Here is a 15,875-nt window from a genome sequence, read left to right on the forward strand (position 1 = left end):
TATTTATTCCAACCCGACTTATAGTAAGATATGATAACCAAGCTTTTTGATTTTTCGAATGAAGAGGAGAAATTAATTTCCAAAGTGTATGATAAACTCTTTGAAATGTATGATATTTCTGTGATTGATATTGAAAACTCCCCTTATAACCAGTTCAAATCGGAGCAGGATGATTTATCACCGTTATTTACGCCTAAGATTTGTTATTTTATAACAGATAAAAATAAGACCTATTCTTTTTATCTTTTCATTGTCAATAAAGGAGGAACCACTTTCAGAGGAGCGCGTGCAGATAACAAACTTGATATTCTGCAGATTTGGGGATTAAAAATGCTGGAAGATGATTTTGGATTCATTTCTGTCAACAAAAAGAGTCTTGCAGATAAAGTTGCCGGGATTTTCAGTAATTTTAATATCAACTTTAAAGAAAATCGGGATTTTAAAGATTTTTATGTATTGGGAAGCGATCCGTACAAAACCATGTCATTTTTAGACAATAGAAGAAAAGGCCTGATAAAGTCCTTTCCTGATGAAGATTTTAAACTTCGCGTTAAAAACAATATTATCAGTTTTGGTTTACCCAAAGAACTTACCGTTGAAAATGCTGAAATAGTATCAAAGTTCCTGAAAGAAATATAAATTCTGCAAAAACCTCGTATTTTTACACTCCTAAATTAACAAATGCTGAAAATTATCACCTTTATTAAACAATCCCTCAAAAATTCCTTCGATAATATCCGGAACGAACAACTGAAGAACAATCTTCTTCAGGCTATTCCCTTTTGGATAGGATCTGTGATCACAGGCTTTTTTGCTGTTATGTATGCGCAGGTATTTGCCTGGGGAGAGCATTTGATGAATTTTATTTTTGATTGGCACGCCTGGATGATTTTCATTATTGCACCTATCGGGTTTGTAGTATCCTGGTGGCTGGTGAAAGAGTTTGCACCTAACGCTAAAGGAAGTGGAATTCCACAGGTGATGGCAGCGGTAGAACTCGCCAATCCAAAGGAACACCGAAAAATCCGAAGCCTTTTAAGCATTAAAATCATCTTTTTCAAAATTCTTTCTTCCGTTATTCTGGTCATTGGAGGTGGCGCTGTAGGGCGTGAAGGTCCCACGATTCAGATTGCTGGTTCGGTTTTCAGAAAAGTGAATGAGTACCTTCCTGAATGGTGGCCGAAGATTTCGAAGAAAAATATGATCATGACGGGTGCTGCCGCCGGACTTGCAGCAGCATTCAATACTCCGCTTGGGGGGATTGTTTTCGCTGTGGAGGAACTTTCAAAAACACATATCAATTATTTCAAAACAGCTTTATTTACGGCTGTGATTATTGCGGGGTTAACAGCACAGACTTTAGCCGGATCTTATTTATATTTAGGATATCCCAAGACAAATGATGTTGCATTAACGGTAATGTTTCCTATTATTCTTGTTGCTGGGGTGGCTGGTATTCTCGCCAGTCAGCTTTCTGTGATGATGCTCAAAATCAACACCTGGAAAAAGAAAACACTGAAAACAGATAGAGCAAATGTTGTATTCCTAGTGGTTTGTGCTCTGTTTATTGCTTCAATTGCTTACTTTATCAACAGAGAAATTCTGGGTTCCGGAAAGGAGATTATGGAACGGGTTCTTTTTACCAAAGACAAACATGAAGACTGGTATGTTCCTATTTTAAGAATGCTTGGTCCTGCCCTATCTTTTACTTCTGGAGGTGCAGGAGGTATTTTTGCTCCGGCTCTTACTGCAGGGGCCAGTATTGGTTCTGTGATTTCCGGGGCGATTCATTTAACGCCTAATGAAACCAATGTGGTGATTCTTGCCGGAATGGTTGCTTTTCTTACCGGAATCACCCGGGCTCCGTTTACTTCCGCTATTATTGTTCTGGAAATGACCGACAGACATTCTTTGATATTTCATCTGATGCTTGCCGGTATGGTTTCTTCTATTGCTTCTATTCTGGTAAGCAGACATTCTTTGTATGATTTGTTGAAAGTGAACTTTCTGAAAGAAATCAGAGAAAAAGATCTTTGATCGGTTATCCGGTATTTAATCTTTTTTCGGGATGATATACAAATCCTTTTTGTGAAAATTTCACCAGGAAAGTATAAACGTCAACCAACATCTTTCAAGTATCGTCCCATAATTCCTAACAATTTAGCTTCTACTATTGCATATAAGAAATATATTTTCTACTTTTGCACCTCGAAATAATTAACAAATTCATTTAACATTATGAACAATTACGAAACTGTTTTCATTTTAACTCCCGTTCTATCTGAGTCACAGGTAGAGGAAGCAGTGAACAAGTATGTAGATCTTATCAAAGAAAAGAACTGCGAAATCGTTGCTAAAGAAAACTGGGGATTAAAAAAATTAGCTTACCCTATCCAATTGAAAAAGAATGGGTTCTACACTTTAATCGAATTCAAAGGTGAAGGTACTGTAGTAGCTGACTTAGAATTAGCATTTAAGCGTGACGAGAGAGTAATCCGTTACCTTACTACAAAACTTGACAAGCATGCTGTTGAGTACGCTGTAACTAGAAGAACTAAAGTAAAAGCGGCTAAAGCTTAATTATTAACCCTATTTTTTAAAAAAGACAAGACATGGCAATAGATGAAATGGCTAAACAAGCCTCAGCTGGAGGAGAATCAGAAGTAAAATTCCTTACTCCACTTGATATCAATACAAAATCTGAAAAGAAATATTGTAGATTCAAAAAATACGGAATTAAGCACGTTGATTACAAAGATGCTGATTTCTTATTACAGTTCGTTAACGAGCAAGGTAAAATCTTACCAAGAAGATACACTGGAACTTCTTTAAAATACCAAAGAAAAGTTTCTGCTGCTATCAAAAGAGCAAGACACCTTGCGTTACTACCTTACGTAGCTGACTTATTGAAATAAGACAAAAAATAAATAAAAGAAGAGGGTAACCTCTTCTTTTGTTGCTGAATACATTATTAATTCTAACTTGATTTTAGATCATAAAACTAAAATCTAAAAAAGGACAACAACAATGGAAATTATCCTAAAAAAAGACGTAGAAAACTTAGGACTTGAGTTTGATACAGTAAACGTAAAGCCAGGTTATGCTAGAAACTTCTTAATTCCTCAAGGAATTGCTCTTTTAGCTACACCTAAAAACAAAGCTGCTTTAGAAGCTACATTAGAAGCTAGAAAAGAAGAAGAAGCTAAATTAATCGCTACTGCTACTGCTGTAGTTGAGCAATTGAAGAAAACTTCTATCACTATTCCTGCAAAAGTAGGTAGCGGTGATAAACTATTCGGATCTATCAACAATGCTGATCTATCTGCTGCTTTAGAAAAAGCTGGAGTTTCTGTAGAGAAAAAATATATCAAAATTCCTGGTAACACTATCAAGAGAACTGGTAAATTTGCTGCTCTTATCAGACTTCACAGAAATGTTGAGTACAACTTCGAATTCGACATCGTTTCTGACGCTCCAGTAGAAGTTCCTGCTAAAAAAGAGGAAGCTAAAACTGAAGAAGCTTAATAAGCGACTGAGAATTTCTCACAATATAAGAACCACTTCAATTCAATTTGAGGTGGTTTTTTTATTGATTCCTAACAATTGATAATGCTATTCTTAACTACCCCGTCTTTTTGCTTTGCAAAAATCCACCCCTTCAGAGAATGGGAATATAGGAAATCTTAACTATTATTACTTGTTAAATGGCTTTTTCTTATCCTCATTTAGTTCGGAAGTAAATGATAGTAGAGAAATCCTATCCAGCGTTATAAAAGCCGTCACCACCAAATCCGCAACCCAAATCAGGGATCTCAAACCCTCTAACCCTCTAACCCTCCAACCTAATTACCTATCCCTTCTTAATTTCTGCTGATATTCCGAAGGAGCTACTCCAATTACCTTTTTAAAAATATTGCTGAAAGATGACAGACTGTTGTATCCTACCATCATTGCAATTTCGTACATATTGTATTTATCTTCCAGCATCAGTTCGAGAGAGCGGGTAATTCTTAATGATCTTAAAAAACGGACGTAGTTCATGCCCAAAATTTCTTTAAATTTTCTGGAAAGGGTTCTTGTACTCATTCCGAATTCTTTTGCCGTAGATTCAATGGTAAGTGGCTTTTCGAGGTTGGCATGAATGTATCTCGCAATCTTGAGTAAGGTTTCATCTTTGGGAAAAGGCTGCTCCACGGGAAACGCCAGTTGCTTGTCTCTTTTTTCAGGTAAAATTCCTTTTAAAGCTTTGAGAAAATAATATTTTGAACCATCATTTTTTGTGATTTTCCCATCCCAGTATTTTGTATGTAAAATCATCTCTCTAAGCAGATTGTTAACAGAATAAATATTAATTTCATCAAAAAAGCCACTTTCGCCTTCTTCTTTTTTGCAGTAAAAATTATATAAATCAACTTTTGGACTGGGAGAAAAGATATAATGAGGAGTTCCGGCCGGAATCCACATAAAGCATCTTGCAGGAAGATACCAATGCTTAAGATCCGTAAATATATGAACAATACCGCCTTCTGCATACACTAACTGAGCAGAGCTGTGGTAATGTATCTCTGTTGTAATATTACCGGTAAGCACATGATAGATATAAAACTCGGTATCTTTTTCTTCAACTTCTATGAAATGATCGTTATTCATAAGTTAAAGATATGAAGATTTTTCAAATTGGCGTAAATGAGCAAATCTTTTTCTGTTTTCACAAATAGAATCCTATGCTTACCTTCGTAACTTTGCTGCATCAAAATCATTTTAGCAAAAATCCTTTAATTAATTTATGAATATCATATTGAACGCAGGCAGATCTCTGTGCATTGCGTTGTGCTTATTATTGAGCAATTTTTTATACTCACAGATGATAGATTACCAGCATCTTGGCTTACAACAGGCTATAGAGATTGGGTTAAAAAGCAACAAAAACATACAGATCAGCCATTTAAAAAAAGAAATGTCTGTTACCAAAGAGAAAGATCTCAAAATGGAAAAATTACCGGACATCGAGTTTCATACAAGCTATACACAGGTTACCAATCTTTTTCAGTATCAGGATGGCGTATTCAATAAAGCGACAAAATATGATGCCATCAACGGAATGTATGATTTTACCTTATCGGCTTCAATTCCCTTATATATGGGTGGAAAGATCAAAAATACGGAGAAAAAAGCCGCTATAGACACTGAAATTTCAGCTTTAAGAACCCATTTGGATGAGAGACAGCTTACCATGGAAATCATCACCGCATTTCTTCAGATTCATCATTTAAAAGAGCAGCAAAGCCTGATCAATGATAAGATGAAAGAAGACTCTGTGAACATCAAGCAGGTAAAAATCCTAAAAGCGAATGGAGTCGTTACGGTAAATGAAGTTCTGAGAACATCTTTACAACTGTCTAATCATCAAATGAGCTGGACGGAACTGGATAACGATATTCAGATTGCAGAACATAAGCTGAAAACGATCCTTGCATTACCGGAAAACCAGGAAATGCATGTGAATACGGAAGATCTTATTTCAGACAAAGCATCGGTTCCTTATATCGACGAGCTTACCCAAACAGCTTTAATCCAAAATGAATCTGTAGAGATCACTCATAAAAATCTTTCATTAAAAGAATTAGATCAAAAGATCACAAAAGCTAATTATTTACCTAGAATCACAGCAGGTGGAGAATATTTTTTAAAGTATCCGAATATGATGTTCTTCCCTCCGGAGCCTTATGCTTATCGATTAGGAATGATGGGTGTAAATCTTACTTATCCAATAGAAAATCTGTACAAAAACAAATACAGAATGCAGGAAGCAAAGGAAAATATTGATCTTGCCAAACTTCAGATTGAAGAAAACGAGGAAAAGATCAGACATAATGTGTATGAAGCTTATAAAAAGTTTGAAGAAACCGATCAAAAGGTAAAAATTGCAGAAGAAGCGATTAATCAGGCTAAAGAAAACTACCGTATTGTAAGAACAAAATACGCGAATAAACTAAGTCTTATCACGGAACTGATAGATGCCGACAATACTTACCTGGAAGCCGAATCTAACCTTATTTCAGTAAAAATTAACCGACAACTCAAATACTATCAACTCCAATATACGATTGGAAACTTATAAAAACTATGGCACAGAAACAACTGACACAAAAAGAGAAAAGAATCAACAAAACGATTACTTTACTGGCTTGGATTCTGATCATCAGCGGAATCACAGGAATGGTAAGCTTTTATCTTTTTTCAAGAAGTAATGTCACTACTAATGACGCGCAGATCGAACAGTATATCACTCCGGTATCCAGCAAAGTCTCAGGGTTCATTAAAACCATACGATTTAATGAGAACCAGTTTGTACATAAAGGGGATACGCTGATTGTTATAGACAACAGAGAATATGTCAATCAGGTACACATGGCCGAAGCCAATCTTAATGCCAATACAGCCACTATTGCAACCATTGAAAGTGGTGTGAATACCAAACAGAGTGATACGAAAATTATCGATGCAAAAATAGCCTCTGCAAGAATTGATATCTGGAGAACAGAACAGGATTTTAAAAGATATAAAAACCTTCTTTCAGAAGATGCTGCTACAGAACAGGAATTTGAAAATATAAAAGCCTCTTATGAACAGTCTAAAGCCAATCTTATGGCATTGGAACAGCAAAAAAATGCTGTAAAGGCAGGAGCCAGTGAACAGCATACGAAGGTTGCTCCCGTAAAAAGCCAGATCCAGCAAAGTTCTGCCAATTTGAATAATGCTAAACTCTTCCTTTCATATACGATTATTACGGCACCTTATGATGGCTGGGTAGGCAAAAAAACGATTCAGGAAGGTCAGTTGATTAAAGAAGGTCAGGCTTTGGTACAAATCGTAAGCAAAGAAAAATGGATCATTGCCAATTATAAAGAAACGCAACTGGGACAGATTGATCAGAAGCAGGAAGTAACCATTACAGCGGACGCTTATCCGGGAACTGAATTTAAAGGAAAAATACTTTCTGTTTCTCCCGCTTCAGGATCTCAGTTTTCATTGGTAAAACCAGACAACGCCACAGGAAATTTCGTGAAAATTGAACAGAGATTTCCCGTGAAAATTATTCTGGATAACAATAAAGACAACGAAAAGCTGCTTTCCGGGATGAATGTTCTGGTGAGTGCAAAGAAGATATGAGTTTGAAAATGGGAGGGAATTTTGGTTTTAGAGTTTTAGAGTACAAAATTACCTCCAATAAGCATATTTCAGATTTTACGATTAAATTATTTTTTTAGCGAAAAGGCAAAACCGCAAAACCGCAAATCTGCTCAATTTTTTCTTAAGCATATTTGTCATTTACCTTTTACATTTACCCCTTTGCTCTTTTGTCTTTTCGCATTTTTTATATTGAATTTCAACAAGAAAATGATTATTAGCTTTCTTGGCTTAATGTTGACAAAACACTATGCAACACAATACAGTTTATCATAAATGGGTACCACAATGGCTGAAACTGCCGCTTCTTACGCTTGCTCTGTTTCCCCATTTGATGTTGTTGTCGCTTTTGCATTCAAACAGCGCCTTCACATCTTCTTTTATGGATGTAGATTCAGATGACATCCAATACTTAATGATTTTGATGTATGGGACATTTGTGGTTACCCTTTTGGTTTTACAGCGGTTTATGGCGTATTTCAGTGTGAAATATTATGTACTGCTGATGGCTTCCGTTTCTGTGATTATTCTCTATGTGCTGGCCGTCACCAACGATTATCATGTCATTTTGGTGATCCGGTTTTTAGAAGGTATTTTTGGACTGTTGGAGGGAGCTATCTTCCTTCCATTGATCATAGCAGAACTTAAAACAAAGCACGCCAAGGTCCTATCTTATCTTCTCATGTATTCCATTATGCTGACAGGTGGTACAGTAACCACATCATTATTAAAATCCAGCATCGAAAATTACAATTTTCAGCATATGGTTCTAATGATGGTGTATTTTCATGTTTTTATATTAATTATTGGGATTACCATTTTCAACAGAAACAGATTTTTCCCTAAAAAACCTTTGTATCAGCTAGATATTACCAGTTGGTTCTTACTTTGGGTATGTCTTCAGGCGGGCGGTTATGCTATTATTTACGGTAAGCGTCTGATGTGGTTTGAGTCCGATACCATTATCATCTGTCTCTTTGTTTTCCTTCTTTCCGGAGGATTATTTATGCTGAAACAGAGAAATTCCAAAAGACCCCTTTTTCACTTTGAAGTTTTCAGCTCTAAAAATGTGATCGCAGGAATGATCTTATTCTTTATTTTCTACCTGATCCGGTCAGGATTGAACAACGTTTACAGTATCATGGCCACTGTATGGAAATGGCCATGGGATTATATTGTGAACATCCAGTACTGGAATGTTGCAGGAACATTACTGGGCGTTTTTCTATCTGGAATATGCCTTGTAAAAGGAGTTTCTTCAAGAATTGTATTTTTTGCAGGATTTCTTTTGCTGGCTGTAGATTGCGCTTGGTTCACCTATACCTTCTATCCCGACACTACCCTTTCTACGATTTGTCCTCCTTTGTTTTTGCAGGGAGTAGCGCAGGGATTATTATTTACACCATTAGTTTTCTTTCTGATTTCCGGAATGCCCGAAGAATACGTAGCCAATGCCACCACATTAGGAACAACAACCCGTTTCTGGACTACAGCCATCGGATATGCTCTGATGCAGAATCTGATGTTATTTTTAACATTAAAACATTCCGATACTCTGAGTTTCAATCTTACGGATACCAATCCCGTTTTTTACAATCAGTGGAACCAGATTTTCGGCGCTAACATTTCAAAACTTCCTGTAAATGAATCATTATCAATAACAGCAGGAGCATTTAAGGCTAAAATAGCAGCACAGTCTACTCTACTTTCCAACATGGAAATCTTCACAGGTCTTTTTTGGCTGGCGTTTATTACAGCTCTTCTTCTATTGCTTTATCATCCGGTAAAAATAGCGGTGAGAAATATTATGTAACAGTTATTTTCTCGGTAAAATACTCAAACAATTCCATTAATTGCATAGTTATTGTTAATAAATTTCGTAACATCAATGTTTAATACAAAATCTCATCTATGGAAATTGAAAGAATTGTACAAAGCCAGAGAGACTTCTTCAAAACCCAGCAAACTAAAAGTATTGCTTTCCGTAAAATGTATCTTGAAAAACTGAGAAATCTGATCATTGATCATGAGAATACACTCTATGAAGCTATTCATAAAGATTTTGGAAAATCAAAGTTTGATACGCTTACCACAGAACTCTCTTTTGTTCTTCATGATATTGATTATTATATAAAAAACTTAAAATCACTTTCAAAACCTAGAAAAGTCAGCACCAATCTTGTTAATCTGCCCGGGAAAAGCAGAATTTATCCAGAACCTTTGGGTTGCACTCTGGTCATAGGAGCATGGAACTACCCTTATCAACTCTCCCTGTCTCCTCTTATTGCGGCTATCGCTGCCGGAAACTGCTGCATTCTGAAACCCAGTGAAATTGCGGGAAATACAATGAAAGCCATGTCGGAACTAATCAACAATAACTTTCCATCCGATTATATATATGTATACGAAGGAGGCATTGATGAAACTACAGAAATATTGAAACTAAGATTTGATAAAATATTCTTTACAGGAAGTACAAAAGTCGGAAAGATTGTCTATAAAGCAGCGGCAGAACACCTCACTCCTGTAGTTCTTGAACTTGGTGGAAAATCTCCCGCTATCGTTACCAAAGATGCCAATCTCGAAGTTGCAGCCAGGAGAATTGTATGGGGGAAATTCCTCAACGCTGGCCAAACCTGTGTGGCACCAGATTATCTTTTAATAGAAGAAACCATCCAGGAACAGTTTTTGGAAATGCTTAGAAAATATATCCAGGAATTCAAATATTATGAGGGTTCGGAACAATACACAAGAATCATCAACAAAAAAAACTTTCAACGGCTGGAACAGCTTATTGAGAAAGAGAAAATTTATTTTGGAGGAAATATAAATGAAGAAAAACTATACATAGAACCCACCATTCTTCACCATGTGGATTGGCAGGATTCTATTATGCAGGAAGAAATTTTTGGCCCTATTCTCCCTGTCATCAGCTTTAACAATTATAATCTTGCCATAAATACAGTTCTGGAACACGAAAAACCACTTGCAGCCTATCTTTTCACCAACAATTCCGAAGAAAAAGAGGTTTTCACCCGCAAACTTTCTTTTGGTGGCGGATGCATCAATGATACCATCATGCATTTAGGAAATGAAAACCTTCCATTTGGTGGAGTTGGTCATTCCGGAATGGGAAGCTACCATGGTCAATATGGATTTGAAGCTTTTTCGCACCTGAAACCTATTCTTGAAAAAGCAACGTGGGGCGAGCCTAGCATCAAATATCCTCCTTATTCTGAAAAAAAATTAAGCTGGATCAAGAAGTTGATGTAATTAATCCCGAAATGGAGAATTTTAAAATTTATTTTGTAGTATTATAATTATTAATACAAAAAATTACAATATGAAAAATTTAAAAAAATTATCTCGTGAAAATTTAAAATCAATTTCTGGAGGAAAATCTTGTGCATCTTCTTGTTCTGATGGGGGTATAGTTTTTATAAACTCTTGTTCCTCATGCATTCAATATTCTGGTGGAGTTGCGTGTTATGATGCTAACGCAAAAGGAGCTATACGTGTTGAAAACTGTGCATAATATTGTAAAATAAAACCTTTCTTTATCTAGAAAGGTTTTATTTTTTATCATATTTTTCCTTTTTGTAAAAATTCTTTTACTTTTTCTTTACTATATCCTTTTCCTTCTTCCAAAACTTCACTCTGCTGAACATGAATCTTTTTACCATCTTTATCTAAAACAATAAAGAATGGATAAGATTGCTGTTCTTTAACATTGATATATTGTGCAAAAACTTTCTCGTTTTTATTTTCAGGCGAATAATTCAGGTGGTAATATAAATAATTTTTGTCTACAATTTCCTTCAGTTCTGGAGTAGATTGTACGAAATTATTAAAACGAAGACACCATATGCACCAATTTCCACCAGACTGAATAATGATATTCTTCCCTTCCTTCTTAGCCTGCGCAATCAATTTATTGATATCTGCCTGAGCATCGGCCTTTGGGTTATAAGGTTTAGGAAGCTTAGCTTTTTCCTCCGCAGACTTTTTCTTTGCGTCAAGTTCTGCCTGATTAGTAGATACTATTAAAGCCGTTTTCTTCTTACCATTGTCAGGTTCGTTCTTCATATTCTGAGAAAAAGCAAATGTACCCAGTCCCAGTAAAGCTAATATTGTCAATTTTTTCATAACATAAAAGTAAAAAAATAATATATATCCCTCTGCAAAAATAGAACCATAATTTTATTATCACTAAATTTGCGTGTTTTATGAATTTCCTAATCAAAATATTATATCTGATCTCTAAACTTCCGCTTAAAATATTGTATATTTTTTCGGATGTTATCTTCTTTCTGAACTACTATATTGTAGGATACAGAAAAGAGGTCATCACCCAAAACCTAAAAAACTCATTTCCAAACAAGTCGGAAGAAGAAATAAAAGAGATCAGAAAAAAATTCTATCTCAATTTTTCGGACTACCTGTTAGAAACCATCAAATCTTTCAGCATTTCTGAGAATGAATCCAGAGTCAGAATGCAGCACATCAATCAGCATTTGTTTCACGAAGCCAAAGCAGAAGGTAAAAACATTATCTTACTTGCAGGACACGTTTTCAATTGGGAATGGATCAATGCCCTGGCTAGAATTATTCCTCAGGCACACTGCCATCCTGTATATAGAAAGGTAAATAATGATTTCTGGGAAAACCAGATGAAGAAAGTCCGAAATAAATTCGGAAATGAAGCTCTGGAAGCGAATGAAGTTATTCTCAATATTTTCAGATCTAAAAATAATGGCGATTCTGCCTATATGTTTGTGGCCGATCAAACGCCTCACTTTGCCCACGTCACCTATGGATTAGAGTTTTTAAATCAAAGAACTCCTGCTTTTATAGGATATGATAAGCTGGCAACAAGAATGGACCTTGTTTTCATCTATTGCGAAATGAAAAAGGTGAAAAGAGGATATTATCAGGTCAATTATCACAGAATATATCCTGACGGGGAAAAGTTTGTAGAAAATGAAGTGGTAAGAAAGTTTCACAAGCTTCTGGAAAATACTCTACACAAGCATCCGGACAACTACCTTTGGTCTCACAGAAAATGGAAGTACCAAAACTCTATCAAAAATTTTGATTCTGAAAAAAAATAGCTTTACATGCAGAAAAAACTGGCTGTTGCCATCTTAAACTGGAATGGGAAAAACTGGCTTGAAAAATTTCTTCCAAGTGTAGTTCAGTTTTCTCAGAATGCAGATATTTATGTTATAGACAATCTTTCTACAGATGATTCTGTAGCATTTATAAACAATAATTTCCCTATGGTAAAAATCATTAAAAATGATAAAAACCATGGATTTGCAGGAGGTTATAATGAAGGGTTAAAAGGTATAAACAATGAATATTACTGCCTTCTGAATTCTGATGTAGAAGTGACTGAAAACTGGATAGATCCCGTCTTGGAACTCTTCGAAAAAGATAAAAGTATTGTTGCTGTACAACCCAAAATTTTGTCTTATGACCGTAAGAACTATTTTGAATTTGCTGGAGCTGCCGGTGGTTTGATTGATAATCTTGGATATCCTTACTGCCGCGGAAGAGTTTTTGATGATCTGGAAGAAGACAAAGGACAGTATAATGATGAGACAGAAATATTCTGGGCATCAGGTTGCTGTTTTTTTATCCGTTCTGAAGATTTTTGGGAGCAAAAAGGCTTTGATGAACGCTTTTTTGCTCATCAGGAAGAAATTGATTTATGCTGGAGGCTGATCAATTCTGGGAAAAAAGTATTCTATACCGGAAAATCTGCCGTATACCATGTTGGTGGCGGAACACTTAATAAGCAAAGCGCGCAAAAAACATTTTTAAACATCAGAAATAACCTTTCGATGATGCTTAAAAACCTTCCGTTTCCTCAACTGATACGGCTGATCTTTTTCAGACTTTGCCTGGATGGAGTTGCAGGAATTTATTTCGGATTAAAGAACGGTTTTCCACACCTTTGGGCTGTATTAAGAGCTCATTTCGGTTTCTATGGACAACTTCCGGGAACATGGAAACGCCGTCAGAGCCAACAAAAAAGTCAATTTTATCAATCAAAATGGTTGATTTTTAAACATTTTTTGGGAGGAAAATAACAGATTGTAGGTTACAGGTAATAAGGATTAAGAAAAATTACAACTTTCTTTACTTATCATGAACTAGGATTCATTAGAGTAAAACTTTATAACTTCAACTCACCTTCAACTCTAAATCAGAGAATTAGTAACCAACAGTAATCAACCCAACAATTTATAATTTAAAACAATGGATTTCTGTGCAATAGATTTTGAAACGGCCACACACGAGAAAAATTCTGCGTGTGAGATGGGTATCTGTGTGGTACAGGATTCTAAAATTGTAGAAACAAAAACTTGGCTTATTAAACCTCCGAGTTTTCCATATTTCAATAAGTTCAATATAGCCGTACATGGTATCCACCCCGAAGATGTGAAAGAAGCGCCTACTTTTGATGAAATATGGTACGAAGCTCAAGAAATGATGTATGGAAGCCTTATGATTGCTCACAATGCCGGTTTTGATGCTTCCGTATTGCGAGGATGTCTGCAACATTATGGAATGTTTACCCCCAATTTAAACTACCTGTGCAGCATTCAGCTTGCTAAAAAATCCTGGAATTATCTTCCAAAATATGGTTTGAAGCCACTTGCAGAATACCATCAGATTGAGTTCAATCATCACAGAGCCGGAGCCGATGCAGAAGTATGTGCCAAGATATCTTTGCTGGCATTTGAGAAACTCTTCCTCACCAGTAATGATGAAGTGCAAGAGTATATGAAAGCGAAAATCAAGAAACTTTAATAGCACAGAATATTGAACCCGGGTTCTTTATTCTGTATCTATATTTTATTCTCAATATTTTCTAAAATTAGTAATTAACATCCTATATATTTTACTTTATAGGAATATTAATTACTCAACACTTCAGACAGCAGGTTGAACTTCGGAATGTCTATTTCAAAAGTTTCCTGTGTTTCCATGTTTTTAACCAGGTATTTTCCGCTCATATTGCCAACGCCAGAGCGAAGCATTACATTTGAAAAGTAAGCGAAATTTTCATGGGTTCCTATTTCCGGAGTAAGGCCGATTACGCCATCACCTATAATCTCTGTGTATCCAAATCCGACATCGAAGATTAACCATTTTCTTTTCAATACTTTTATAGGAAAGCTTCCGTCATTTTCTATAGTAATATTGTATTTAAAAACATAACGGTTTTCGGAAGGATAACTGTTTTTACTATCATATTCAGGTATAACTGAAACTTTGATATTGGAAGTCATTTTTGAAAACATCATTGTAGTATTTTCTTAATAGATACAAAAATCTCGCCTTTTTTGAGGCGAGATTATATAATTATATTATAATTTCATTAAAACTATAATCCTAGGCCTTTTCTTTCGTCACCACCCATTAGTATTTCAACAGGGTTGTCGATACCTTCTTTTACCGCTACAAGGAATCCTACAGACTCTTTTCCGTCGATAATTCTGTGGTCATAAGACATTGCAACATACATCATTGGTCTGATTACTACCTGTCCGTCAACCGCAACTGGTCTCTGGATGATATTGTGCATTCCAAGGATTGCAGATTGTGGAGGGTTGATGATTGGTGTAGATAGCATAGATCCGAAAGTACCACCGTTAGTAATAGTGAAAGTACCACCAGTCATTTCATCAACAGTAATTTTACCGTCTCTTACTTTTGTAGCAAGATCTTTGATGTTTGCTTCAACAGCGCTGAAAGACATGTTTTCTGCATTTCTCAATACAGGAACCATTAATCCTTTAGGACCCGAAACAGCGATTGAAATATCGCAGAAATCGTAGTTTACTTTGAAGTCTCCATCAATAGAAGCATTTACGTCCGGATACATTGCTAATGCTCTTGTAACCGCTTTTGTAAAGAAAGACATGAAACCAAGTCCTACTCCGTGCTTCTGAGCGAATTCTTCTTTATATTGTTTTCTTAATCTGAAAATTTCAGACATATCCACTTCGTTGAAAGTCGTTAACATCGCAGTTTCGTTCTTTACAGAAACCAATCTTTGAGCGATTTTTCTTCTTAAAACTGAAAGTTTAGTTGTTGTTGTAGATCTTGAACCTGTTGCAGTAAGAGGGCTTCCACCTAGAGCAGGAACGGCAGCTAATTCAGCATCAGTTTTAGTGATTCTACCGTCTCTTCCTGTACCAGAAACCTGTCCTGCATCCATCCCTTTCTCGTCAAGAATTTTCTTAGCAGCTGGAGATGGAGCTCCTGTAGCGTAAGTTTGTGGAGCAGCAACCGGAGCAGCTGGTTTTGGAGCTTCCTGTTTTACTGGCTCAGCAGCTTTTGGAGCTTCTTCTTGTTTTGGAGCCTCAGCAGCAGGTGCAGCACCTTCTGGTTTTGCAGCATCCATATCAATTAAACAAACTACCTGACCTACTTGTACCACATCACCTTCTTCTGCTTTTAAAGTGATAATACCACTTTGTTCTGCTGGCAATTCAAGCGTTGCTTTATCTGAATCTACTTCAGCGATAGGTTGATCTTTTTCTACATAATCACCATCTTTTACAAGCCAAGTTGCGATTTCAACTTCTGTGATTGATTCGCCCGGTGAAGGAACTTTCATTTCTAAAACTGACATATCGAGTATTTTTTATTTTTTAACTGATTATTAT

Annotated in this window: 17 protein-coding genes; 13 read left to right on the plus strand and 4 right to left on the minus strand. The window is 36.0% G+C overall.

Annotation, left to right across the window (positions count from 1 at the left end; all coding sequences use genetic code 11):
* Positions 1 to 30: 30 nt before the first annotated feature.
* The 5 genes from ACL9RH_RS06645 (at position 31) to rplI (ending at position 3,525) form a co-directional block, all read left to right on the plus strand.
* On the plus strand, positions 31 to 639 hold the full coding sequence (locus ACL9RH_RS06645) for a hypothetical protein (protein ID WP_422692553.1): 609 nt from the start codon (positions 31 to 33) through the stop codon (positions 637 to 639).
* 42 nt (positions 640 to 681) lie between these two features.
* The gene (locus ACL9RH_RS06650; protein ID WP_422692554.1) at positions 682 to 2,037 is read left to right on the plus strand and encodes a chloride channel protein; all 1,356 of its coding nucleotides are present in this window, start codon (positions 682 to 684) and stop codon (positions 2,035 to 2,037) included.
* A gap of 201 nt (positions 2,038 to 2,238) precedes the next feature.
* Entirely contained in the window at positions 2,239 to 2,580 is a 342-nt protein-coding gene (rpsF, locus tag ACL9RH_RS06655) for a 30S ribosomal protein S6 (protein ID WP_047429790.1), read from the plus strand.
* A gap of 32 nt (positions 2,581 to 2,612) precedes the next feature.
* The gene (rpsR, locus tag ACL9RH_RS06660; RefSeq protein ID WP_002979091.1) at positions 2,613 to 2,915 is read left to right on the plus strand and encodes a 30S ribosomal protein S18; all 303 of its coding nucleotides are present in this window, start codon (positions 2,613 to 2,615) and stop codon (positions 2,913 to 2,915) included.
* A gap of 112 nt (positions 2,916 to 3,027) precedes the next feature.
* Positions 3,028 to 3,525 (plus strand): 50S ribosomal protein L9, encoded by a 498-nt coding sequence (rplI, locus tag ACL9RH_RS06665; RefSeq protein ID WP_422692555.1) that lies wholly within the window; start codon positions 3,028 to 3,030, stop codon positions 3,523 to 3,525.
* 321 nt (positions 3,526 to 3,846) lie between these two features.
* On the opposite strand, the gene ACL9RH_RS06670 is transcribed toward rplI, so the two are convergent.
* Complete coding sequence (locus tag ACL9RH_RS06670; RefSeq protein ID WP_422692556.1) at positions 3,847 to 4,650, minus strand: helix-turn-helix domain-containing protein; 804 nt, start codon at positions 4,648 to 4,650, stop codon at positions 3,847 to 3,849.
* 136 nt (positions 4,651 to 4,786) lie between these two features.
* On the opposite strand from ACL9RH_RS06670, the gene ACL9RH_RS06675 reads away from it, so the two are divergent.
* The 5 genes from ACL9RH_RS06675 to ACL9RH_RS06695 all read left to right on the plus strand — a co-directional run bounded on the left by ACL9RH_RS06675 (position 4,787) and on the right by ACL9RH_RS06695 (position 10,726).
* The gene (locus ACL9RH_RS06675) at positions 4,787 to 6,121 is read left to right on the plus strand and encodes a TolC family protein (protein ID WP_422692557.1); all 1,335 of its coding nucleotides are present in this window, start codon (positions 4,787 to 4,789) and stop codon (positions 6,119 to 6,121) included.
* Between the two features lie 5 nt (positions 6,122 to 6,126).
* Positions 6,127 to 7,173 carry an HlyD family secretion protein gene (locus ACL9RH_RS06680; RefSeq protein WP_422692558.1) on the plus strand — a complete coding sequence of 349 codons (1,047 nt, stop codon included), beginning with the start codon at positions 6,127 to 6,129 and terminating at the stop codon, positions 7,171 to 7,173.
* A gap of 268 nt (positions 7,174 to 7,441) precedes the next feature.
* The gene (locus tag ACL9RH_RS06685; protein WP_422692559.1) at positions 7,442 to 9,004 is read left to right on the plus strand and encodes a hypothetical protein; all 1,563 of its coding nucleotides are present in this window, start codon (positions 7,442 to 7,444) and stop codon (positions 9,002 to 9,004) included.
* A gap of 98 nt (positions 9,005 to 9,102) precedes the next feature.
* A complete protein-coding gene (locus tag ACL9RH_RS06690; protein WP_422692560.1) occupies positions 9,103 to 10,464 on the plus strand; it encodes an aldehyde dehydrogenase in 1,362 nt (453 codons plus the stop codon).
* Positions 10,465 to 10,534: 70 nt separating this feature from the next.
* Positions 10,535 to 10,726, plus strand: coding sequence for a bacteriocin-like protein (locus tag ACL9RH_RS06695; protein ID WP_422692561.1), 192 nt, complete (start codon positions 10,535 to 10,537; stop codon positions 10,724 to 10,726).
* 47 nt (positions 10,727 to 10,773) lie between these two features.
* Here the strand turns inward: ACL9RH_RS06695 and ACL9RH_RS06700 are convergent, their stop codons facing one another.
* Positions 10,774 to 11,337: a thioredoxin family protein gene (locus ACL9RH_RS06700; protein WP_422692562.1), complete on the minus strand. Its 564-nt coding sequence runs from the start codon at positions 11,335 to 11,337 to the stop codon at positions 10,774 to 10,776.
* A gap of 80 nt (positions 11,338 to 11,417) precedes the next feature.
* On the opposite strand from ACL9RH_RS06700, the gene ACL9RH_RS06705 reads away from it, so the two are divergent.
* The 3 genes from ACL9RH_RS06705 (at position 11,418) to ACL9RH_RS06715 (ending at position 14,010) form a co-directional block, all read left to right on the plus strand.
* On the plus strand, positions 11,418 to 12,302 hold the full coding sequence (locus ACL9RH_RS06705) for a lysophospholipid acyltransferase family protein (protein ID WP_422692563.1): 885 nt from the start codon (positions 11,418 to 11,420) through the stop codon (positions 12,300 to 12,302).
* 6 nt (positions 12,303 to 12,308) lie between these two features.
* Positions 12,309 to 13,286, plus strand: a complete 978-nt coding sequence (locus ACL9RH_RS06710) for a glycosyltransferase family 2 protein (RefSeq protein ID WP_422692564.1) — start codon at positions 12,309 to 12,311, stop codon at positions 13,284 to 13,286.
* 169 nt (positions 13,287 to 13,455) lie between these two features.
* On the plus strand, positions 13,456 to 14,010 hold the full coding sequence (locus tag ACL9RH_RS06715; RefSeq protein ID WP_422692565.1) for a 3'-5' exonuclease: 555 nt from the start codon (positions 13,456 to 13,458) through the stop codon (positions 14,008 to 14,010).
* Between the two features lie 107 nt (positions 14,011 to 14,117).
* Here the strand turns inward: ACL9RH_RS06715 and apaG are convergent, their stop codons facing one another.
* The gene (gene apaG, locus ACL9RH_RS06720; RefSeq protein ID WP_422692566.1) at positions 14,118 to 14,507 is read right to left on the minus strand and encodes a Co2+/Mg2+ efflux protein ApaG; all 390 of its coding nucleotides are present in this window, start codon (positions 14,505 to 14,507) and stop codon (positions 14,118 to 14,120) included.
* Positions 14,508 to 14,587: 80 nt separating this feature from the next.
* Positions 14,588 to 15,841, minus strand: a complete 1,254-nt coding sequence (gene odhB / locus ACL9RH_RS06725; protein ID WP_422692567.1) for a 2-oxoglutarate dehydrogenase complex dihydrolipoyllysine-residue succinyltransferase — start codon at positions 15,839 to 15,841, stop codon at positions 14,588 to 14,590.
* Positions 15,842 to 15,875: the final 34 nt, after the last annotated feature.

The organism is Chryseobacterium sp. Mn2064, assembly GCF_049319685.1.
Lineage (GTDB): Bacteria > Bacteroidota > Bacteroidia > Flavobacteriales > Weeksellaceae > Chryseobacterium.